Source organism: Pseudomonas sp. MH10, assembly GCF_034353045.1.
Classification (GTDB): Bacteria; Pseudomonadota; Gammaproteobacteria; order Pseudomonadales; family Pseudomonadaceae; genus Aquipseudomonas.
Map to the genome: position 1 here is coordinate 465783 of NZ_CP133783.1, position 20908 is coordinate 486690.

Here is a 20908-nt window from a genome sequence, read left to right on the forward strand (position 1 = left end):
AAACGTTATTGTTGAGAGGCAGTAATCTAAAAAACGATGGGCAGAGCCCATTACAGACTCAAGGTCTAACGGCGATCACGGTAATTTCGACGAGCACCGTCGGACGTGCCAACTCGGCCTGCAATGCCGTGCGCGCGGGTGCTTTTCCAGGCGAAAGCCAAGCTGACCACACGCGGTTCATGGCGTCGAAATCACGTTCTATGTTTTTGAGGTAGAGAGTGGCGCTCAGTATCGAGTCTTTATGTGCGCCGGTTTCGAGTAGCAATGCGTCGATTTTTTCCAGCACTTGTCGGGTTTGGGATTCGATGTCGGTTGCGTCCCCCGGCACTTGGCCTGAGAGGAAAATCAGCGAGTCAAACAGGACGGCTGCGCTCAGTCGTTCATTGGTGTGCAAGCGCTCGATAGTCATAAGTGTTCCTTAAAAAATAGCGTCAGTTCAGGCTGCTCGAGGAGCGAACCCCTGTAGGTTTATCGTCGGAATTCGGCCGGCGATCTCTTGGGACAGCAGGTCGGCGCTGGCGCACGCCAAGGTAAACCCCAGCGCGCCGTGCCCGCCGTTAATCCATAAGTTTTGGTAAGGCGTCGCGCCAATGATTGGAACGCCGGTGGGAGTTGCCGGCCTCATGCCTGCCCACTCGACGGCGTTTTGATAATCGCCACCGTTGGGGAACAGCGCTTGCGCGGCTTCACGCATTGAAGTGATGCGACGCTGGTCGATTGACGTATCAAAGCCCACGATGTCGACCATGGCGGCTATTCGCAGTTGCTCGCCCAGGCGTGCATACACCACCTTGCGGTCGTAGTCGGTGATGCTGATGTCTGGGGGGCGATGACCGGCTTCAATCGGCACTGTCAGGCTGTAGCCCTTCAGCGGGTAGATCGGCAGGTGCAGGCCGGGAAGTGTCAATGACACGCTCCGGTAGCCTGCGCAAAGCACCAGATGATCGACCGCATAAACGTCGCCGCCCAGCTCCACGGACTGCACGACGCCATTGGACTGGTTAATTCGGGTGACCGGGCGGCCGAGCATGAAATTGCAGCGTCCGGATGCACGTAGCCTGGAAGCCAAAGAAAGACAAAAACGGTGGCAATCGCCGACTTCTTCGTCCGGGGTGAAGATGGCGCCCACAAACGAGGACCCCGCTAACGTTGGCTCGACAGTCACCAGTTCTGTGGCGCCGAGGACCTGTTGCGTTTTCGGGTCGCAAAGGTAACTCCGACTTCGATTGAAGCTTGAGGCGGAGCGGAAGGTGACCAGTTTGCCGTTACGCCGCCAGCCGAAATCGTCCAACCTGTCGCTTTCGCGCCACTTTTCGAGGGTGTCGCGGCTGTGCATTGCCAAGCGTAAAAGCTTTTCAGCATTGCGCCGGTTAACCGAACCCCGGCAAGCCCAGAGGAAGGCGCTAATCCAACGCCATTGGCGAATATCCAATGTTGGCCGGAGCTTAAGCGGGGAGTCGCCCCGTAACATCCATGCCAACGCTTGAACCGGAACACCGGCATCGGCAAGCGGCGACACGTAGCGGTAGGACAATTGTCCACCGTTGGCAAAACTGGCCTGACTGGCCAGCTCCGTCTGGGCATCAATCAGGTCTACCTCAAATCCTTCGCGCACAAGGGCGTAGGCTGTTGTCAGACCGATTACTCCAGCGCCGATGATGCTTACACGTCGAGCCATTTTTTAACGATCCTGATGTGTTGAACCTGTCGTTAAAGTAATGGGGATGACAGCGCGGCGATAATGAATAAAGATCGGTCGGGTATAGACAAAGGTTATGGGCTGGTTATGCGACTTAGACACATTGAAATTTTCCAAGCCATTCGCCAGGCCGGCTCCATCAGTGGCGCTGCACAGCTGTTGCATGTCAGCCAGCCTTCGGTCACCAAAGTGCTTCAGCACGCCGAAGCACAGTTGGGGTTTGCGCTGTTCCAGCGGATCAAAGGCAAACTGGTCATCACCCCCGAAGCCTTGGCGCTGGAGCGTGAGGTAAGCAAGGTCACGGTCAGTCTTGACGGCGTGAGGCGATTGGCCGAGAGCTTGCGTCGCGAGCCTGGGCAGACATTGCGCATCGGTGCGACACCGACCTTGGCCTCTTCACTGCTGCCCGCACTGATAGGGGAGTGGTGTCGTCGTTTTCCTGATACGTCGTGTGAACTGGCCAGCCTGCACAGCCATGAGCTGGTGCAAAATTTATTCATGCGCGAGATCGATGTTGCGCTGACATTCCAGCACCCGGAACATCCAGGGCTCGAAGTTCGCCCCGTGGCCCAGAGCTTTTTGGTGGTTTTAGCCCCAAAGGACTACTGGCCATCGCCTGAAATCGACCGTCCATTGATGATTGACGCGCTGGCCGATGCCCCCCTGATCGGGCTGTCGCACACAGACCCGTTGTTCGCCCAGTTGGACCTGTACCTCGCCGGCATCAACCCACCCCCGCGCACTGCCATCAGGGTTCAGACCTACTCCCTGGCGCGTGCGTTGGTAGAGTCTGGCGCGGGATTGGCAATCGTCGACCCATTTACCGCGTTGGAAGGCTCTCCAGAGCGTAAAACCATTCGCAAGCTGGTACCGCCCTTGCCAGTAACCTTGTACATGATGACCAGGGCCAATGAGCCAAATCCCCATATCCTCGAGAGTTTGAACACCCTGTTGAAACAACAGGTGCTCCAACTGTTGGCGACGATAAAACAATGAGCCGACGATAAATGCCGTTAGTGCTAGAGAGACAGATCAGCTCTCAGCGGCAATGATTGGCTCAAGACTGGATTCAGCTGCCAATTTCAATCGGTCAGCTTTACTGACGTAGGTAGACCGATTTGACGGTGCCAATTTGGAACTGGCCTTTTTAGCTTTGGCCTTGAATAACTGCTGTAGTTTTTTTTGACGATTCATAGTGTTCTGCTCAGCGTGTAAGTGCTTGAAGGGTATCAGCTTAACTATTGCCCCGATGCTTGTCAGGCTGCGACGCGGTTAGTGCCTGGTCTGATCGCCGCTCGGCACCGTTCAACACGCCAGCAGTTCGGTTATCCAACGGGCCTGTTGGGCGACGTCCTGCACCTTGCCCTCGGACAAGGCCTGCCGCGCCTTGGCGAAATGAGTCAAGGTCTTCTGCTTCTGACGCAGTATGCGCTGCCACTTGAGCAAAAACGCCGGGCTACGCGTCTGCATCTGCAGCGGGCCGAAGTACAACTCCTCGGCGGTGTACATCACCGGGCAGGCGGGCTCAGCCACGATGATTTCATAGTCGAAGCGGTTTTCTCGCAGCACCTCCTCGCAGAGAATTCGGTAGCCATTGTCCATCAGCCATTGGCGCAAAGGCTGCTCGCCGCCGTTGGGCTGCAGAATCAGCCGTTCCTGGCCGCTCAAGCGCGCCTTGCCGCTGTCAAGAATGTCGCGAATCGTCTCGCCGCCCATGCCGCACATACTGATCGCCGTGATCCCGTCTTCCGGCTCAATCGCCTCCAGGCCATTGGCCAACCGCACGGTGATCCGCTGCTCCAGATCACTCTCGCGCACCGTGCGTTCGGCCGCGCGGAACGGCGTCAACGCCACCTCACCGGCCACCGCCGTCGAGATCGCGTCACGGCGGATCAACGCCACCGGCAAATAGCCGTGATCCGAGCCAATATCCGCCAGCCGCGCACCCGCTGGCACATTCGCCGCCACACGCTCCAGGCGCATGGACAAAGTGTGTTCGTTCAACTGCGGTCCTTTTTTTCGACTTCCAGTGCGGCCCTCAAACCTGCCGTTGCGCTGGTGAGTGGGGGTGGGCCAGCGGTCACAAGCGAAGCGGCCCCACTCATTGATGCTTGTGCCAGTGCAACTACTGACGCGCCGTCGATATAGGCAGCGTCTGCCGCTTTCGCAATGGCCGCTAAGTATCCCCCAAGGTCGCCAGACTTGAACAATGCCCAAGCGCCGGAAACAAGCTGCACCTCGACCAATGCGTTTGATCCCTGCGCAGCATGAAGGAACAGACGAGAGGTGGGGTCGAGTGTGGTTTCGACCGCGCACAAGACTACGATTTTGCCACCCGCAGAACCGGCATGAACGGCAGCCGAGGCCAGCGCTTCATCGACTCTCAAAATCGGCGACTGAGCATTTACAATGCCTTCGATAGCGGGGCCCAAGGTCGAACAGGTAAGCACAACGGCGTCAGCGTGCTGAGCGAGTGAAAACAGCACTAGTTGCGTTGCATTCGATAGGTCAGCCGTCAGTCCACCGGCACGCTCGGCCGCAGCCAAGAGGTCCGCTCGAACTTCATGCCGCAAAACATCGGGCCCGATACCCAGCAGCTTTGCGGCCAAGTCAAAGACCGCTATGTTGCTCTCAGCCGTGTGTAGGCAGGTGATACGCATCACTCAATCTCTTTCTCTCAGGTTTATGAACGCTGTTGTCAGGTCGCATTTCACCCTAACAGCTTCCTGGACTCCACAGGGTATGAGAGACCATTCAACCCGCCGGCTTGGATTACACTGCGGATGGAGTTCACGGCGATATTTTTGAAACGCCCTAAGCCACCGACAGGTACAGCGTGAGTAAAACTAACCCCCTTTTCCCAATCATCGTGTGTGCAATGCTCTTGGCAGGTGCAAGCACTGCGAGCGCCGGAGCCGTTTATAAATGCACGAATCCAGACGGCAAAAGCATTTTTCAGCAGACACCGTGTAGCGTTGACTCGCTGAATGCATCAACGTCATATACGTCTCAACGGCAAGAAGCCGTCCTCAAAGCCGCAGCGGCTGACTACGCTAAGCGGATTAAAAAGGTGGAAGTGTTGATGGAGAATGACGAGAAATTGAATGAGGTGTTGGAGCGGAAATAGTAGAGAGGTTTGTTGGGATCTGGTCTGAGAGCGGTGCATTGTGGTCGCTGGTGACGGGCTAATTCGACCCATAGGAGCCGGTTAGCAATGGCAGGATTCGGCCAGAAGCGGTCACTGAGCCAGCATAGCAATCCCACATTTGCAAACATCTCCCGGCGCATCGCCCTGACAGGCCTCGCCGGGATCCGGCTAATTCGCTCCGTAGTCACAGCCTCCCTGCCCAACATTAGGCAAAGGGGGGATAAATCCCTTCCGAGCGGCGGACTCAGTATCGAGCAGCGCTACAGTCGACCACCCAGTCCTGAGCAATGCCAAACACAATATCCTCATCCAAAAGTCGCATCGCGATTGAGGGATAAATTACCCCCTCGCTTGGAGCGTCAGCCTGGCTTTGATGCGAGTAATGCATTGATAGCCAAATGACATCCGTAGTACATTTCCATTTGTTGCACCGTGGGAACTGCCGCGTTATGGAACTCCAAAAACGTCCTGCACCAAAGCCAGGAAATATAAGATTCAGCTTGAGCGGATATCGGTATGGAAAGCCCCTTAATCAACCTCGCCCTCCTAGAAACGTTAAAGTCCGAAAAATTCAAGGATGAAATAGATCTATTCCTTCCCTTTATCGCAGTCACTATTCAACAAATCGGTAAGCCCACAGTAGAGATCATTGACATCCAATCGAAGCTGTCCGAACTATTCGGTTTTCGGCCTCCGCTATCGGCTATAAAAGTATTAGTTAGCAGAGCCAAAAATAAAGGACTACTTATCCGAGAAAACCATGCATTTATTCCTCGGGCAGAAAAAATCAAAGAGTGGTCAAACGGTTACGAAGAAAAGAAGCAAGATCTTGAAATCTCCCTTAGCAGCTTGAAAAAATCACTAATTGAATTCGCTCAAGATCGCTTTCAAAAACATTTGAGCCTGAGCGAAGCCGAAGGTTTGATATTCAAGTTCATCGAGGATAACGTATCTGCCGCTGTTAGCCGCAGAGCCTATAGCAAAGCGGAACTTGATGAGAGCATAAAGAACGCCGATCACATTATTGCCTCATTCATCGGGCACATTCACCGCAAAGAGCCTCATCTGCTAGAGCACTTCAGTAGATGCGTTAAAGGCATGCTCCTAGCGAAGTACCTTTATTTTGCAGACAAGCTTACCAATAAAAAAACTTTCGATAAAATCTCGGTATATTTAGACTCCCCACTTATTATCGGCCTACTGGGATTCAACGGCTCGCTAAAAAAACAAGCTAACGAAGAGTTAATTGAGCTATTAAAGTCACTCAAGATCAATATTTGTATTTTCGATAAAACTCTCGATGAAATTGAGAGGCTATTATCAGCTTGGAAACACGACTTCGAAAAAAATACATTCCAAAGATTTAACACCAAAACATTGGAACTGTTACGCTCCCAAGGATACGATGCAATCCGCCTGGACACCGAAATCAAAACCTTGCGCCGAACCATCGAAAACAAAGGAATTACGATAAAATATGGATTTTCGGCTAAAGAAAGATATCAATGCGATGAGGTAGCCCTCGAAAAAGCAATTGCCGAAAATTTTCACAAAAATAAAGACCTAGAGCACGATACGATTTGCATCTCTCGTGTTCATAACATGCGTGAAAACCGACACATTCAGGATTTGGGTGAACAATTCTCAGTATTTGTGACTGGAAATACTGGGCTTGCCAAATATGCCAACGGTTTTTTTAGCCGAGCAAAGTACCGCAGCGCCATTCCAGTCGTCGTTTCCGAGCAGTGGCTCACCATTATGTTCTGGTTAAAAAATCCAGACATCTCAAACAAACTACCCACTGACCAAGTAATAGCAACTGCATATAGTCTTCTCTACACTGATGACAAATTCTGGGACGCTTTCTTAGAGCGCTTGGAGTCTATCACCAAGCGGGGTGATATATCAGAAGAAGACTTCATCTTGGTGCGCTGGGATTCTGATCTTCTGAGTGCAGTCCATGACGTCTCGGTAGATGTTGGTGAAGACTTTTCTGAAGAAGATGTTTTCGACATCGTAGAAGGCATTAAGCGAAAATATACTCAGAAATCTGAACAAGCAATTGAAAGCTTGCGCAAGCAGAAAGATGAAGAATTGGCACGCATCCAAGATGAAGCGAGCCAACAACTAAACGCGGAGCGCTCAGTCACTAAAGACTTGACCAAGCGCCACTCTGCTCTTACAGAAAAAATTGAAAGCTTAGCAGGTGGAATTGCAGTTACGTTGTCCTCCATTTTTTGCCTAGCACTTCTTGCCTCATTAATTATCGCATGTGTAAAAGCTCTGCCCGCAGACCTGCTCCCCGACTATATTAAGAATGCGTCCCTACCTCCGGCACTGACTACCGCAATAATACTCATCGCTGCCGCATGGGGGATCTTAAGCTGGACTTTTGGGCTTGATATAAGAAAAGTCAATCATGCAATGAAGGATTGGATTGCAACTCGAATCTTGAACTACTTCACAAATTAACAGGATTGAAATTTCCGGCAATCTGAACTTTTCACAGCGAAGCGGTCGCTGGCAACCGACCGCTATCAACCCGAAGGGGCGGGCATGACTTCGAATCCGCTCGAGGAAATCAGAAGCGTAGCAGGCCAATGTCAGTCGAGTTTGTCTATCAGCACTCTACGGCGTAGGAACCAGCCATCGGCGGCAGGATTGTCGGTAAGCATGCACATAGCCCTACGACTTATGAAGCCGTCTTCATCCGCTATCTCGCGTGCTAGATCCTCCACTCCGTCCGGATATCTGATCTTGAAGTTGATGACGCCAAGCTCGTTGTGGAAGTCTGCCAAGCTTCCTGCTGGGAAGTGCATGGTTATGACCTGCTTTTTAGACACTCGCGTGGTGCTTATTTTCTCTGGTTCGGCCATAGACCACGTCCACATGCCATGAATCAGAGCGTTTCTTGAATCGTGCAGGTGGGTGATTCTGCCGAACTGATGCTTCAACACTAATGCACGTTCCCCATCTGCTACGTCAGCAACCCGAGCTTTCCACAACTCCAGTACCTTGAGGAAGCTGAGGTTGTTCATTGCATTTGGTAACCCCTCTCCGTCTTGCACGTCGAAGGTTGCAAGTGTTTGCTCAAATACCTCGGACTCAAGCGCCCCCCATAGAGCAATGATCCTGCCGATGAGTATCGCCTCCTTGTCAGAGAGTGGGACGTCGTAAAGACGGATCAAATCATCGCTCATGGGTGAGTTCTCTTTACGTTGTCGGTGGTGGGCTCAGACTCAGTAAGCATCTGGCGTCTGATAATCACAAGTGGCGCTGACCGGTTCCTCGGCTTTTCTATCCGCATCCACTGAAATCGGTGCAAAGCGAGCGTCCGCTTATGGCCGAAATCTGCCCTATCCCGAAAGGCAACCCTTGCCCGCCGCCCCATCATCCGGCCTACTCCAGCGCTGATCTTTCAGTCTCATACAGAGCATCCCAACAATGCTTTCCTCCACACTATTAAACGGTAAGCCGCTGGAGTCTGATCAATCCGAGGTCATCGTCCCTTGGTGGAGCTTTACCAAAACAGTGCTTGCCGTAGCGGCGCTTTCATTGGTTCGAGACGGTTTGATTGAGCTGGATGCGTCTTTGCCGGAGGGTCAATTTACTCTGCGGCAACTGCTCAAGCACCAAGCGGGGCTGGCTGACTATGGAGAGCTGAAGGAATACCACGCGGCGGTTGCCGACGGCGACGTCCCGTGGTCAGCGGAAGAAATGATGCAGCGTCTCGATGCCTCCCAGTTGCGTTACGCGCCAGGCGCTGGCTGGCAGTATTCCAACGTGGGTTATATGTTCGTGGGAAGACTCATTGAGCGAGCGACGGGGCTTGGCCTTGGCGATGCCTTAGTTGAGCGCGTGTTTTCGCCCTTCGGTTTGTCCAACGTACGGCTAGCAAAAACGCCAGAGGATTTGCTGGGTGTCTATCTCGGCTCTGCGTCGACTTATCACCCCGGTTGGGTCTACCACGGTCTGTTGGTCGGCCCACTTAATCAAACGTCTGTTCTGCTGGACCAACTGCTGAATGGGTCATTCCTCTCATCTTTTTTGCAGAACGAGATGCTAGATGCAATCGTGCTCGGCGGACCGATGTCAGGACGGCCCTGGATTACTCCAGGCTATGGTCTCGGTCTTATGATTGGCGGCGTGAATACTGGCCAGACTCTCATCGGGCATACCGGCGCGGGGCCGGGCGGGGTTATTGCGGTGTATCACTGTTCAAATGGAACAAGCACAGCTACCTGTTCAGTGTTCAGTGAAGGCAATGACGAAGGGACCGTCGAAGCGGAGGCATCGAGGCGGCTTTTGGCTGCTGTCCAGACAACGTGCTAGCGGCGATAAAGATCACTTCAAGTGAAAGCTAGGTTCGTCGATAACAATGCGCATTTATAACGCGAAACAACAACAGCTCACTCAAACATTCCCACCCCCCAACCGCGAAAACGAATACCGGTCAATATCAGTCCGCAACTGCCAACCCTGACTGTTCCAATAATCAGCCGCTGCCGTATTGGTCTTGATTACGTCGAGATGGCATTTAAGTATTCCGTGTTCCTCAAGCGTGGAAAGGCAGCGCTCCACCAGCGCATTGGCGATTCCTTGTCGTCGATATTCGGGCGAGACGACCAAGTGCTGTAAGTACCCTCGGCGGCCATCGTGGCCGGACATGATGCAGCCGCAGAGGACCGTTCCGTCTTCGGCGATGAAGCTCATTCCGGGGTTTCGTTCTAGATAGCGTGAGGTCGATTCACGGGAGTCGGCATCGCGGAAGGTGACGCCCGGAGTGGAGCGCATGAGGGCGATGACCGAGTCGTAATCGTCTAGGGTCATGACGCGCAGCGTGAACATGGTTTGAGCCTGGCTTTGTCGGCGGTGGGGCTCGGCAGCCTAGCAGATCCCTTGAGCGCGCCGCAGGTCAGCGGGAATAATCGTCGTTACCCACTAGCTGCGCTTCGATAGCCGCTTTGTCGATGACCGACCAGACCTGTTCGATCTTTTCGCCATTGAATCGGTAGAAGACGTTTTCGGTGAAGAACACTTTCTTTCCGTTCACCGGCAGGCCGAGAAATAGAGCTTTTGGGGTACACACGAAGTTTAGGCGAGCGGCTATGTAGTCCGATTCGGCAATCAGCAGCTGGATGTTGAAATGCAGGTCCGGGATTTGATCGAAGTCTCTTTCCAGCATTTCGCGGTAGCCGATGAGTCCGATACGGCGATCGTTGTAGTACACGTCCTCATGCACAAAGGTGTCGAGCGCTGGCCAGTTTTGCTCGTTCAGGCAGGCGATGTAGCCACGGTACAGGCTGGGAAGGTCGGTTTTGGTCATGGCTGTCACCTTGGTTTTCATCGGACACGTTTGAAAATAGTTGATCACGAGCGCCGTCGGCATAGGGTTGCTTGGTTTTTTGTAGGGAATGATGCCTGATCTCTGAGGTCAAATTGTCGAGCGGCTATTGGGACCGCTTCTCGGTTCATCGTGGGCAAGCGCGCTCCTGCAGGTAATCTTTGTCATTCAATAAGTTATGCATTTTTTGCACGCGGGTTTCTTCGTTGGTAACAGAGAATACCTATCGAGCGCCTATGCTCTCTCTATTAGAACTCTCCCGGAAGGGGTCTAGTCTTGACCTAGCGTCGGCGTAAGCCGGCCCGCTGAAACTGATAGGGAGATGCTCAACGCTTCGTGAGCCGATGAAAACGACAAAGGTAGATCAAACATGTCAACTGAATCGAAATGCCCATTCAACCAAGCCGCCGGTGGTGGCACCACGAATCGGGACTGGTGGCCTAACCAACTCAATTTGAAGATCCTGCACCAGCATTCGTCCTTGTCTGATCCCATGGGGGAGGGCTTCAACTACGCCGAAGAATTCAAGAGCCTCGACTTGGCCGCGGTCAAGAATGACCTGCGAGCGCTGATGACCGACTCTCAAGAATGGTGGCCTGCTGACTTTGGTCACTACGGACCTTTTTTCATTCGCATGGCCTGGCACAGTGCCGGGACTTACCGCACGGCTGATGGCCGTGGTGGCGCGGGTGCTGGCCAGCAGCGTTTTGCGCCGCTCAATAGCTGGCCAGACAACGTCAGCCTCGACAAAGCGCGTCGGCTGATTTGGCCGATCAAGCAAAAATATGGCCGTAAAATTTCCTGGGCTGACCTGATCATTCTCACGGGCAACGTCGCCCTGGAGTCCATGGACTTCAAAACCTTCGGTTACTCCGGTGGGCGCGAGGATGTCTGGGAGCCGGAAGAAGACGTGTACTGGGGTTCTGAAACCACCTGGTTGGGCGGTGACAGTCGCTACGGCAATACCAAGGCAATGCAGGAGCCGGGCGAAGGGGTGTTGGTTGCCGAGCCGGAGATGCATCCTGTTGAAGAAAGCCGGACCGACAGCCAAGGTCGCAACTTGGAAAATCCGCTCGCCGCCGTGCAGATGGGCCTGATCTATGTGAACCCGGAAGGTCCCGAGGGCAACCCGGACCCGGTGGCGTCAGGGAAGGACATTCGCGAGACGTTCGGTCGCATGGCGATGAACGACGAGGAAACCGTGGCCCTGATCGCTGGCGGCCACGCCTTCGGCAAGACCCACGGCGCCGGGCCTGCCACCAACGTAGGGGCTGAGCCCGAAGCCGCTGACCTTGAAGACCAAGGCTTTGGCTGGAAGAACAGCTTCGGCACCGGCAAAGGCGGTGACACGATCACCAGCGGTCTGGAAGTGACCTGGACCTCCACGCCCACCAAGTGGAGCAATCAGTACCTGGAGAACCTGTTCGGCTTCGAATGGGAGCTGACGAAAAGCCCGGCGGGCGCCCATCAGTGGACGCCTAAAGATGGCGGTGGTGCCAACACTGTTCCCGATGCCCACGACCCGTCCAAGCGTCGCGCCCCGTCCATGTTGACCTCGGACCTCGCCCTGCGCTTCGACCCGGCTTATGAAAAAATCTCACGGCGCTTTCTGGAGAATCCTGAGCAGCTAACGGATGCCTTCGCCCGCGCGTGGTTCAAGCTGACCCACCGTGACATGGGGCCGCTCGCGCGTTACCTCGGCCCGGAAATGCCGGCTGAAGAGCTGCTCTGGCAAGACCCGATTCCAGAGGTCGATCATCCGCTGGTAGAAGAAGCTGACATCGCGGCGCTCAAGAGCAAAGTCCTGGCCTCGGGCCTGTCGGTCTCGCAACTGGTCTCGACCGCTTGGGCAGCAGCCTCGACCTTTCGTGGTTCTGACAAACGGGGTGGCGCCAACGGCGGACGCCTGCGTCTGGTTCCGCAGAAGTATTGGCAGGCCAACCAACCGGAGCAGTTGGCGAACGTGCTCAATATCCTCGAAGGTATTCAGGGCGAGTTCAACAGTGCGCAGGCGGGGGGTAAGAAGATCTCGCTGGCCGACCTGATTGTGTTGGCCGGTGGTGCTGGGATCGAACAAGCCGCGAAAAATGCCGGTCACGCCGTCACAGTGCCTTTTGCGCCGGGACGCATGGATGCTTCACAGGAGCAGACGGACGTGGAGTCTTCGGCTTTTCTCGAGCCTATCGCTGATGGTTTCCGTAACTACGCTAAGGGTCAATACAATGTATCGGCTGAGGCGTTGTTGGTTGACAAGGCGCAGTTGCTGACCCTGACGGCACCAGAAATGACAGTGCTCGTCGGCGGCCTGCGTGTGTTGAACACCAACGTCGGCCAAACTCGCCACGGGGTTTTTACCCAGCGGCCGGAGACGTTGACCAACGACTTCTTCGTCAATCTGCTCGACATGGGCGTGGCGTGGAACGCGGTCTCGGACGCCAAGGATACGTTCGAAGCACGCGATCGCAAGACCGGCGCGGTCAAGTGGACCGGCACTCGGGTCGATCTGGTCTTCGGTTCACACGCCCAACTGCGGGCCTTGGCTGAGGTCTACGCCAGCGCGGATGCGCAAGAGAAGTTCGTTAAGGACTTCGTAGCCGCCTGGACCAAAGTGATGAACCTGGACCGCTTCGATCTAGCGTGAAACCTGCGTTGGACTGTTGCCTCTGAAAACCTGCAACGCCTCCCGTGTGGAGGCGTTGTGGTTTTTGAGGCCATTCAAACGCCGAAATCAGTATCAACTGTCGCAGCGCGAACCAGGTCAATCATCGAGTAGACGGCGTTAACGACGTAAAGCGTCATGGCGCTGAGCAATACAACATTGATGGCGTGGAAGATCATGGTCGTAGTCCCGGTCAGGTTTGGATGGCGCCATTGTTACTGGCGAGGCTTCAAACCAGAAAGTGTCTGTGTCCATGGTGTTCATCGATGGGAATGATGGTTGAAGTCGCTATCCCCCAATCTGTGAGCCAACTTGTTGGCATTTGGTAGACAGCGCGTATTTCTGAAGCACGATCAGATGTTCAGTGCCTACTATTCCGTGTCTGCCAAAGCCTCTGTGGGAGTTGGCTTGCCAACGAAAGCAGCAATACAGGCGACCCAAGTTTCAAGTCGACATCAGCGGCGCGATGACCGGCCTCTTCGCAGGCAAGCCTGCTCCCACAGAGGCTTCGGTAGACACGAAAGGGTAGATGCCGAGAACTTTTATCGCAGCCTTCGGCAGATCCTACAAAAATCTGTGCAGCGCCAACATCTGTGGGACCGAATTTATTCGGGAAGGCGTCAGCCCTGACACGCTGCAACCTCGAACTTTGTAGGAGCCAACTTGTTGGCGAGGCGGCGTTTCAGGCTTCCACACTTCTCGCCAACAAGTTGGCTCCACAGATTTACTGCACCCCAAACATCGCGGTCCAGTAAATCCCCGCATCGCTCTTTGGATCTACTGCATAGGCTGCGCCCAGCTCACGAAATTGTGGGTTCATTACGTTGGCGCAGTGGCCTGGACTGGTGAGCCAGCCATCCACCACTTTGCGGCCGGAGTCTTGCCCGGCGGCAATGTTTTCGCCGATTTCACGGCCGATGTAGCCTGCCAGTTCGGCTCGATCACCCGGTGTGTGGTCATCGCGGTCTTTGTGACCGAAGTAGTTGTTGTTGGCCATGTCTCGGGAGTGGGTATCCGTCGCGGTGGCCAGCATGGCGTTCCAGGTCAGCGGCGCCGTGGCGGCAAAGGACTGCGTGCCGCATTGGCGCGGCTGGGCGCGGGCAGCATTGAGCATGACGAGGAGTTTCTGGCCTTCCGCTTGGGAAGTGCCTAGGCGGGCAGTCAACAGCGGACGCGCCAGCACAATGCGCCAATCACGTCCCTCTCGGCTGACACCGATATCAACGTATTGTGGGTCCAACACCACTTTGCAGAAGCTCTCTTGCACCATCTGCAGAGCGGTCTGTGCATCGCGCGGCCCAGACAACGTGATGGCCTGCACGTGGACCATGGGGTACGCCGCACTTGCCATCGCTTGTTTCAAGTCCGTATTACCTGTGGCGGGAAGGATCAGACGCGGATCCGCCGTTAACGGTGGCAACTCGTGGGACACCCCTTCAGCGCAACGCTGCGGTTGGCTGCGGTAGGCGTTGATGGAGTCAACCAGTTGGGTTTCCTCGGTCGCCATCGCCGAAGCGGCAGAAAAAAGGCCTAGCGACAACACAACAAGATGGATAACGGACAATACGACGCGCATAAAACTCTCCCTTGATATGACTGCGGCCATCATGCGCGATATTACTCGAGTGCTGCCAGAGCTATGGCAGCCGCAGCAACGGACATACCTGTTTTGCTCGTTCAGCCAAGGCCGCTCTAAGCACCTGCATCTGAATGATTCGCTGATCAATGATCTGAATTTTTTCCACAAAAATAGCGGCCAACAGTTCAGCCGATGCGGTGGTTGAAGACCAGAGTTCAGGTAGGTTTTCGCCAATTTCAGCGAGAGAAAAACCCAGTTGCTGCGCCAGTTTTATGTAGTCGACCAATTGCACCGCCTCTGCGGTATAGCAGCGATAACCGTTGGCACTGCGTGTCGATTGGATAAGGCCCTTGTCTTCGTAAAATCGCAGAGCGTCCGGGCTGACACCGGTGAGTTTTGCCACTTCGCCTATTTTCATCGTTTCTCTCATGGAAATGCTCTCATCAAACACGACATAACCAGTTGAATTTAGATATTTAAATTGTAGGAGCGCGCTTGCCCGCGATGGGCCCGGGGTCGTGCTCGACCGAAGCGGTCCCAAATGCCCAGCCAACTGCAACAACCCAGCTGCCTGGTTTTACGACGGCTGCGCAGCCCATCGCGGTCAAGCGCGCCCCTACAATTGCGGCGGCATCTCCTACAGAGGTTCGCGTTACTGCGCTTGACTCTGGACCTAGGTCAAGGCTTTAGGCTGATGGCTCTGACAATGAGGGAACGCGATGATCGACTCAAGACTGAATCTGAAAATTGTGCGGGCCAGCGCTGGGTATGACCTGGTTGCCACGGCGGGTTTTATGAGCCCCTGGACGGCCACCTTGCTGTTGGGTGGGCTCACGGGCTTGTCAGCTCAATTGGGATTGGAACGAGCGATTCCAGTAATCGACAGCACTGCGATGTTGTTTGCCAATTTGCTCGGCAGCATCGTGGTGGTCTGGTCGGTGTGGCGATTGCGCCACGCCAGTCAGCGGGTTGGACGCTACGATGCCTGCGCGAGGGGGCTTTTTGCGCTGTGGCAACTGTATGCCGTAAGCCAAGGTGCAAGCGTGTTGATCCTGGCGTTCACCGTCATGGAATTGGTATTTGCCGTGGCCCAGAGTTTGCCGGTGCACGCGCCGAATCGTCACCTAACGCCGACTCCCACGCGTACTCACGTCCACCCACACCGCCAGCACCAAAATGCTGCCTTTGACGATCATCTGCCAGTAGCTGTCGACATCGAGCATCGACATGCCGTTGTCGAGGCTGGTGATGACCAGGGCGCCGAGCAGGGCGCCGTACACCGTGCCTGAACCACCGCGCATGGAGGTGCCGCCGATGAAGCACGCGGCGATGGCGTCCAGTTCGCCCATGTTCCCGGCGGAGGGTGAGCCCGCCGCCAGCCGTGCAGTGTTAACCAGGCCGGCGAGGGCGCACATCACCCCCATGATCCCGAAAATCCAGAGCTTGATGGCTTGCACGTTGATGCCGGACAGCCGCGTGGCTTCCATGTTGCTGCCGACTGAATAGATCCGCCGCCCGAACACCGTCTGGCTGGTCACATAGCTGAACACGCCGAGCAAGGTCAGCAGGAGCAGCACCGGAACCGGAATGCCGTCGTAGCTGTTGAGGGTGTAGACAAAACCTGCCAACACCGCGCCGATCAGCACCACGCGCAGGGTGTCGCGCAGCATGGAGGGCACCGACAACCCGTGCAGCGCGCGGTTGTGGCGTTGGCGCCAGGTCAGGAACAACGTCAGGCCGAACAGCAGCACGCCGAGAACCACCCCGACCAGCGGCGGCAGATAGCCTTGGCCGATGTAGACCAAATCGGCCGAGACCGGTGCAATCGTAGTACCGCCGGTGATCCCCAGCAGCACACCACGAAACGCCAGCATGCCGCCCAGCCCGACGATGAAGGAGGGGATGCGCAGGTACGCGGTCATGTAGCCATTGCCAAGGCCGATCAACAGCCCGCAGACCGCAACGATGGCGAGGTTAAGCGGTAGCGGCAGGTGATAAACCACATCGAGAATCGCTGCCACGCCGCCGAGCAGGCCCAGCATCGAACCCACCGACAAATCGATCTCGCCACTGATGATCACCAGCACCATGCCGCAGGCGAGTATCCCGGTGATGGACATTTGCCGAAGCAGGTTCGACAGGTTGCGTGGCGTGATGAAACCGCCTTCGGTCTGCCAACTGAAGAACAGCCAGATAATCACCACAGCGATCAATAGGGCGAGCATTTTGTAGCGGGTAAACAGCTGTTTGAGCTGATTCATTTAGACGGATTTCCGCTCAATAGTGGCGTGCCGATCGGCTGGCTGAGCGCGGCAGCGAGCACCCGCTCCTGAGTCAATTCCTGGTTGATGAAGTCGCCACGCAACTGGCCGTCGCCAATCACCAACACGCGGTCGGACACGCCCAGCACTTCGGCCAACTCCGACGAGACCATGATGATCGACACCCCTTCGGCCGCCAGCACCCCCATCAATTTGTAGATCTCGTATTTGGCACCCACATCGACCCCGCGCGTGGGTTCGTCGAGAATTAGCACTCGGGGCTTGGTCAGCAGCATTTTGGCCAGTACCGCTTTTTGTTGATTGCCGCCCGACAGGCTGGTGATCGGCAGAAAAGGGTTGGCGGTTTTCAGGTGCATGCGGGCGATTTCCTGATGGACGCTGCCCAGCTCGGCCTCGGCGTCGATTCGGGTCAGCCGGGAGAAGGTGTCCAGCACCGCCAGCGTGATGTTTTGCCCGACGGCCAGGTCTGGCACGATGCCTTGACGCTTGCGGTCTTCAGGCACCATGCCCAGGCCGGCGTGAATCGACTTTTGCGGGGTGCGGGTGTCGATTCTCTTGCCGTCCAGCCAGACCTCGCCTTCAAATCGACCGGGATAGGAGCCGAACAATGCGGAGACCAATTCCGTGCGGCCTGCTCCGACCAATCCGGCGATGCCGAGGATTTCCCCACGGCGCAGGGAGAACGATATATCGTCAACCCGTTTGCGCCTGGGGTTGTCCACGTCGTAACAGGTGATGTGTCGGGCTTCGAACAACACCTCGCCGACTGCGTGCGGCTCGGTGGGGTAGAGGTTGCTGATTTCGCGGCCGACCATTTGCGTGATGATCCGGGTGACGTCCATGTCGGCCATGGACGTGGTAGCGATGTGTTTGCCGTCGCGAATCACTGAAACGGTGTCGCAGATCGCCGACACTTCGTCGAGCTTGTGCGAGATGTAAACGCAAGCGACGCCCTTGGCTTTGAGGCCACGGATGATGTCCAGCAGCACGTCGATCTCCGAACGGGTCAACGAAGACGAGGGTTCGTCGAGGATCAGCAACCGAGCCTTCTTGTTCAGCGCTTTGGCGATTTCCACCAGTTGCTGATAACCGCCGCCGTATTGCGAGACCGGCAGGGCGACGTTCATGTCCGGCACTTTCAGCTCACGCATCAGGGCTTCAGCGCGGTGCATCATGGCCGGGTAGTTCATTCGTCCGCCCGGCAGGGTCAGTTCATGGCCCATGAAGATGTTTTCCGCGACCGAGAGGTCGGGAACCAAGGTCAACTCTTGGTGGATGATGACGATCCCGGCGGCTTCGGTTTCGGCAATGGAGTGCGCCGTCAGCGGCTTGCCGTCCCAGATGATTTCACCTTCCCAACTGCCGTAGGGGTAGACCGCCGACAACACTTTCATCAGCGTCGATTTACCCGCGCCGTTTTCGCCGCACAATCCCACGCATTCGCCGGGCTTGACCTTGATGTCGATGCCATTCAGCGCCCGGACGCCACCGAAGGCTTTGACGATGCCATTCATTTCCAGCAGATAGTCGGACATTGCGAGCACTCATTGCGCAGCGAAAAGGCAACCAAATCTGCCGGACCCCTAGGGGACCGAATTCATTCGGGAAAAGGCCGGTACATCCGACACAAATGTATGGCTGCGCTTGACCCTTCCCGAATGAATTTGGTCCTACAGATTTCTATCGCAAACAGCTTAACTCCCGGCGATCTGCGCTTTGGTATAGAACCCGTCGTCTATCAGCACGTTGATGTTGTCCTTGGTCAGCGGGGTCGGTTTGAGGAGGATGCTGTCGACCTTTTTGCTGCCGTTATCGTATTGCGAGTTGTAGGTGGGCTTCTCGTTGCGCACCAATTGCACCGAGAGTTTGGCGGCTTCGGAGGCGAGCAGTTTCAGGGGTTTGTAGACGGTCATGGTCTGGGTCCCGGCGACAACCCGTTTGATCGCGGCCAAGTCGGCGTCTTGACCCGAGATCGGCACTTTACCGGCCAGTTTCTGCGCGGCGAGGGCTTGAATAGCGCCGCCAGCGGTGGCGTCGTTGGAGGCGACGATGCCGTCAATTTTGTTGTTATTGGCGGTCAAGGCGTTCTCGATGATGCTTAGCGCCTCCGTCGGGTTCCATTCTTTCACCCATTGCTGCCCGACAATCTTGATGTCGCCCCTGTCGATGGCCGGTTGCAGGATTTTCATCTGGCCTTCGCGCAAGATTTTCGCGTTGTTATCGGTAGGCGCGCCGCCGAGCAGGAAGTAATTGCCTTTGGGTTGAGCATTCAACACGCCACTGGCCTGCATCTCGCCGACCTTCTCGTTATCGAAGGAAATATAGGCGTCGATATCGGCGTTCAGAATCAGCCGGTCGTACGACAGCACCTTGACCCCGGCCTTCTTCGCTTCGGCCACCACGTTGTTCAACACCGTCGCATTGAACGGCACGATAACGATCACGTCGACGCCGCGCGAAATCAGGTTTTCGATCTGGGAAATCTGCCGTTGCTCGTTGGCGTCGGCAGACTGCACGTAGACCTTGGCGCCCAACTGCTCGGCCGCTGCGGTGAAGTAGTCACGGTCCCGCGCCCAGCGCTCAAGGCGCAAGTCATCAATGGAGAAACCGATTTTCGGGTGGGCCGCGTCGGCCATGGCCGAGTTGGCGAGCAGGGCCAGAACGCTGGCAAGTACGACGGTTTTAAAATTTTTCATGGTGAGTCCTCTTATTGTTGTTTAGACGCACTTCAAGACCGGGAACGAGGTCCTCCGATAACGGCTGATTTAAGGGTAAATAAAACGATTCACGACGCCTTCAAGCATCTCTTGGCGGCCGCTGACCGGTTGCGGGTTCAGGTCGTTGTTAAACGCGTGCTGAGCGAGGGTTTCCAGGCTGAAATCCCCGGCAAGCACGGCACGACCGAACGGCTGACTCCAGCCCGCGTAGCGTTGAGTTTTGAATTGTTCGATCAAGTCGTTCTGGATCATAGACGCTGCACGCTCTAACGCTAGGGCGAGCACATCCATTGCGGCGACATGACCGTGAAACAGATCGACTTCTTCCAGGCTCTGGCGGCGCAGCTTGGAATCGAAGTTGAAGCCACCGCGGGTGAATCCGCCGGCCTTGAGAATCTCGTAGGTGGCCAGGGTCATTTCTTCGACGCTGTTTGGAAATTGGTCGGTGTCCCAGCCGTTCTGCGGATCGCCTCGGTTGGCGTCGATGCTGCCGAAGATGCCGAGGGATGCCGCTGTGGCAATTTCGTGCTGAAAACTGTGGCCGGCCAGGGTTGCATGATTGGCCTCGATATTGAGCTTGATCTCTTTTTCCAGCCCGAACTCATGAAGGAAGCCAAACACCGTGGCGCTGTCGTAATCGTACTGATGCTTGGTGGGCTCTTGCGGTTTGGGTTCGATCAGCAGGTCGCCGGTGAAACCAATCTGGTATTTATGCTCGACCACCATCCGCATGAAACGCCCGAGTTGCTCACGCTCGCGCTTGAGGTCGGTGTTGAGCAGGGTCTCGTAGCCTTCACGACCGCCCCACAACACGTAGTTGGCGCCCTTGAGTCGCAGCGTGGCGTTCATCGCGCTAAACACTTGGGCCGCCGCGTACGCAAAGACTTCGGGGTTTGGGTTGCTCGCTGCACCTGCGGCAAAGCGTGGGTTGCTGAAACAGTTGGCGGTGCCCCACAGCAACTGAATGCCGGTTTCTTCTTGATGACGTTCGAGCTGGTCGACCATCTGCGCGAAGTTCTCGCGGTACTCTTTCAGGCTTGCACCTTCGGGGGCGACGTCGGTGTCGTGAAAGCTGTAGTAATCGATGCCCAACTTGGAGAAGAACTCAAACGCCGCTTCGGACTTGGCGCGGGCCATGTGCATCGGGTCGGCGGGTTGTTGCCACGGGCGTTTGAAGGTGCCGACGCCGAACATGTCGCTGCCGGGCCAGACGAAGCTGTGCCAGTAGCAGGCCGCCATCCGCAGGTGCTCGCGCATGGGTTTGCCGAGGACGATTTTGTTGGCATCGTAATGACGAAAAGCGAGGGGGGAGTCGCTATTTGGGCCTTCGTAATGAATTTTTTCGACCGCAGGAAAGTAGGGCATTGCGATTTCCTTAGTTGTTTTTAGAAGGAAGATGACCGTACTTCGAGCGTAGCAACCTCCCCGCGCCTGATGATTATGAAAATCACCAAACCGGGGTTCGATTTTAGTTATTGAG

The 20908-nt window shown here is 55.7% G+C and carries 21 protein-coding genes; 5 read left to right on the plus strand and 16 right to left on the minus strand.

The genetic code is table 11. The features are described 5' to 3' along the window. Positions 1-58: 58 nt before the first annotated feature. Both RHM59_RS02145 and RHM59_RS02150 read right to left on the minus strand, forming a co-directional pair. A complete protein-coding gene (locus RHM59_RS02145) occupies positions 59-409 on the minus strand; it encodes a RidA family protein (RefSeq protein WP_322164898.1) in 351 nt (116 codons plus the stop codon). 27 nt (positions 410-436) lie between these two features. Then, positions 437-1678, minus strand: a complete 1242-nt coding sequence (locus RHM59_RS02150; RefSeq protein WP_322285851.1) for a D-amino acid dehydrogenase — start codon at positions 1676-1678, stop codon at positions 437-439. Positions 1679-1786: 108 nt separating this feature from the next. Here RHM59_RS02150 and RHM59_RS02155 point away from each other — a divergent pair, with 108 nt between their 5' ends. After that, positions 1787-2695 (plus strand): LysR family transcriptional regulator, encoded by a 909-nt coding sequence (locus RHM59_RS02155; protein WP_322164896.1) that lies wholly within the window; start codon positions 1787-1789, stop codon positions 2693-2695. 36 nt (positions 2696-2731) lie between these two features. On the opposite strand, the gene RHM59_RS02160 is transcribed toward RHM59_RS02155, so the two are convergent. The 3 genes from RHM59_RS02160 to RHM59_RS02170 all read right to left on the minus strand — a co-directional run bounded on the left by RHM59_RS02160 (position 2732) and on the right by RHM59_RS02170 (position 4359). Continuing rightward, positions 2732-2893 (minus strand): DUF2986 domain-containing protein, encoded by a 162-nt coding sequence (locus RHM59_RS02160; protein WP_322164895.1) that lies wholly within the window; start codon positions 2891-2893, stop codon positions 2732-2734. Positions 2894-3004: 111 nt separating this feature from the next. Next, on the minus strand, positions 3005-3703 hold the full coding sequence (locus RHM59_RS02165) for a tRNA (adenine(22)-N(1))-methyltransferase (RefSeq protein WP_322285852.1): 699 nt from the start codon (positions 3701-3703) through the stop codon (positions 3005-3007). Further along, positions 3700-4359, minus strand: coding sequence for an aspartate/glutamate racemase family protein (locus RHM59_RS02170; protein WP_322285853.1), 660 nt, complete (start codon positions 4357-4359; stop codon positions 3700-3702). The genes RHM59_RS02165 and RHM59_RS02170 overlap by 4 nt, the downstream gene beginning before the upstream one ends. 176 nt (positions 4360-4535) lie before the next feature. Here RHM59_RS02170 and RHM59_RS02175 point away from each other — a divergent pair, with 176 nt between their 5' ends. Further along, positions 4536-4826 (plus strand): DUF4124 domain-containing protein, encoded by a 291-nt coding sequence (locus RHM59_RS02175; protein ID WP_322285854.1) that lies wholly within the window; start codon positions 4536-4538, stop codon positions 4824-4826. 537 nt (positions 4827-5363) lie between these two features. Beyond that, positions 5364-7319, plus strand: coding sequence for a hypothetical protein (locus RHM59_RS02180; RefSeq protein ID WP_322285855.1), 1956 nt, complete (start codon positions 5364-5366; stop codon positions 7317-7319). Positions 7320-7450: 131 nt separating this feature from the next. Here RHM59_RS02180 and RHM59_RS02185 read toward each other — a convergent pair whose 3' ends face one another. Continuing rightward, positions 7451-8047: a hypothetical protein gene (locus RHM59_RS02185; RefSeq protein WP_322285856.1), complete on the minus strand. Its 597-nt coding sequence runs from the start codon at positions 8045-8047 to the stop codon at positions 7451-7453. A 244-nt stretch (positions 8048-8291) separates the two neighbouring features. Between RHM59_RS02185 and RHM59_RS02190 the strand changes: the two genes are divergently transcribed. After that, on the plus strand, positions 8292-9179 hold the full coding sequence (locus RHM59_RS02190) for a serine hydrolase domain-containing protein (RefSeq protein WP_322285857.1): 888 nt from the start codon (positions 8292-8294) through the stop codon (positions 9177-9179). A gap of 81 nt (positions 9180-9260) precedes the next feature. Here the strand turns inward: RHM59_RS02190 and RHM59_RS02195 are convergent, their stop codons facing one another. Together RHM59_RS02195 and RHM59_RS02200 are read right to left on the minus strand one after the other, a co-directional pair. Beyond that, entirely contained in the window at positions 9261-9695 is a 435-nt protein-coding gene (locus RHM59_RS02195; protein WP_322285858.1) for a GNAT family N-acetyltransferase, read from the minus strand. Positions 9696-9762: 67 nt separating this feature from the next. After that, positions 9763-10173, minus strand: coding sequence for an ester cyclase (locus RHM59_RS02200; RefSeq protein ID WP_322285859.1), 411 nt, complete (start codon positions 10171-10173; stop codon positions 9763-9765). A 388-nt stretch (positions 10174-10561) separates the two neighbouring features. Between RHM59_RS02200 and katG the strand changes: the two genes are divergently transcribed. Continuing rightward, positions 10562-12832: a catalase/peroxidase HPI gene (gene katG / locus RHM59_RS02205; RefSeq protein WP_322285860.1), complete on the plus strand. Its 2271-nt coding sequence runs from the start codon at positions 10562-10564 to the stop codon at positions 12830-12832. A gap of 74 nt (positions 12833-12906) precedes the next feature. Here katG and RHM59_RS02210 read toward each other — a convergent pair whose 3' ends face one another. From RHM59_RS02210 to xylA, 8 genes are all read right to left on the minus strand, one after another. Then, positions 12907-13029: a hypothetical protein gene (locus tag RHM59_RS02210; RefSeq protein ID WP_322285861.1), complete on the minus strand. Its 123-nt coding sequence runs from the start codon at positions 13027-13029 to the stop codon at positions 12907-12909. Between the two features lie 545 nt (positions 13030-13574). Next, positions 13575-14426: a CAP domain-containing protein gene (locus RHM59_RS02215; protein WP_322285862.1), complete on the minus strand. Its 852-nt coding sequence runs from the start codon at positions 14424-14426 to the stop codon at positions 13575-13577. A 61-nt stretch (positions 14427-14487) separates the two neighbouring features. Further along, positions 14488-14859, minus strand: coding sequence for a MerR family transcriptional regulator (locus RHM59_RS02220; protein WP_322285863.1), 372 nt, complete (start codon positions 14857-14859; stop codon positions 14488-14490). Between the two features lie 412 nt (positions 14860-15271). Next, the gene (locus RHM59_RS02225) at positions 15272-15538 is read right to left on the minus strand and encodes a hypothetical protein (RefSeq protein WP_322164880.1); all 267 of its coding nucleotides are present in this window, start codon (positions 15536-15538) and stop codon (positions 15272-15274) included. A gap of 15 nt (positions 15539-15553) precedes the next feature. After that, positions 15554-16690 (minus strand): sugar ABC transporter permease, encoded by a 1137-nt coding sequence (locus tag RHM59_RS02230; RefSeq protein WP_322164879.1) that lies wholly within the window; start codon positions 16688-16690, stop codon positions 15554-15556. After that, positions 16687-18246 carry a D-xylose ABC transporter ATP-binding protein gene (gene xylG / locus RHM59_RS02235; RefSeq protein ID WP_322164878.1) on the minus strand — a complete coding sequence of 520 codons (1560 nt, stop codon included), beginning with the start codon at positions 18244-18246 and terminating at the stop codon, positions 16687-16689. Before xylG ends, RHM59_RS02230 begins: the two co-directional genes overlap by 4 nt. Before the next feature lie 159 nt (positions 18247-18405). After that, the gene (gene xylF, locus RHM59_RS02240) at positions 18406-19407 is read right to left on the minus strand and encodes a D-xylose ABC transporter substrate-binding protein (protein ID WP_322285864.1); all 1002 of its coding nucleotides are present in this window, start codon (positions 19405-19407) and stop codon (positions 18406-18408) included. A 69-nt stretch (positions 19408-19476) separates the two neighbouring features. Beyond that, the gene (gene xylA, locus RHM59_RS02245) at positions 19477-20793 is read right to left on the minus strand and encodes a xylose isomerase (RefSeq protein ID WP_322164876.1); all 1317 of its coding nucleotides are present in this window, start codon (positions 20791-20793) and stop codon (positions 19477-19479) included. Between the last annotated feature and the right edge of the window lie 115 nt (positions 20794-20908).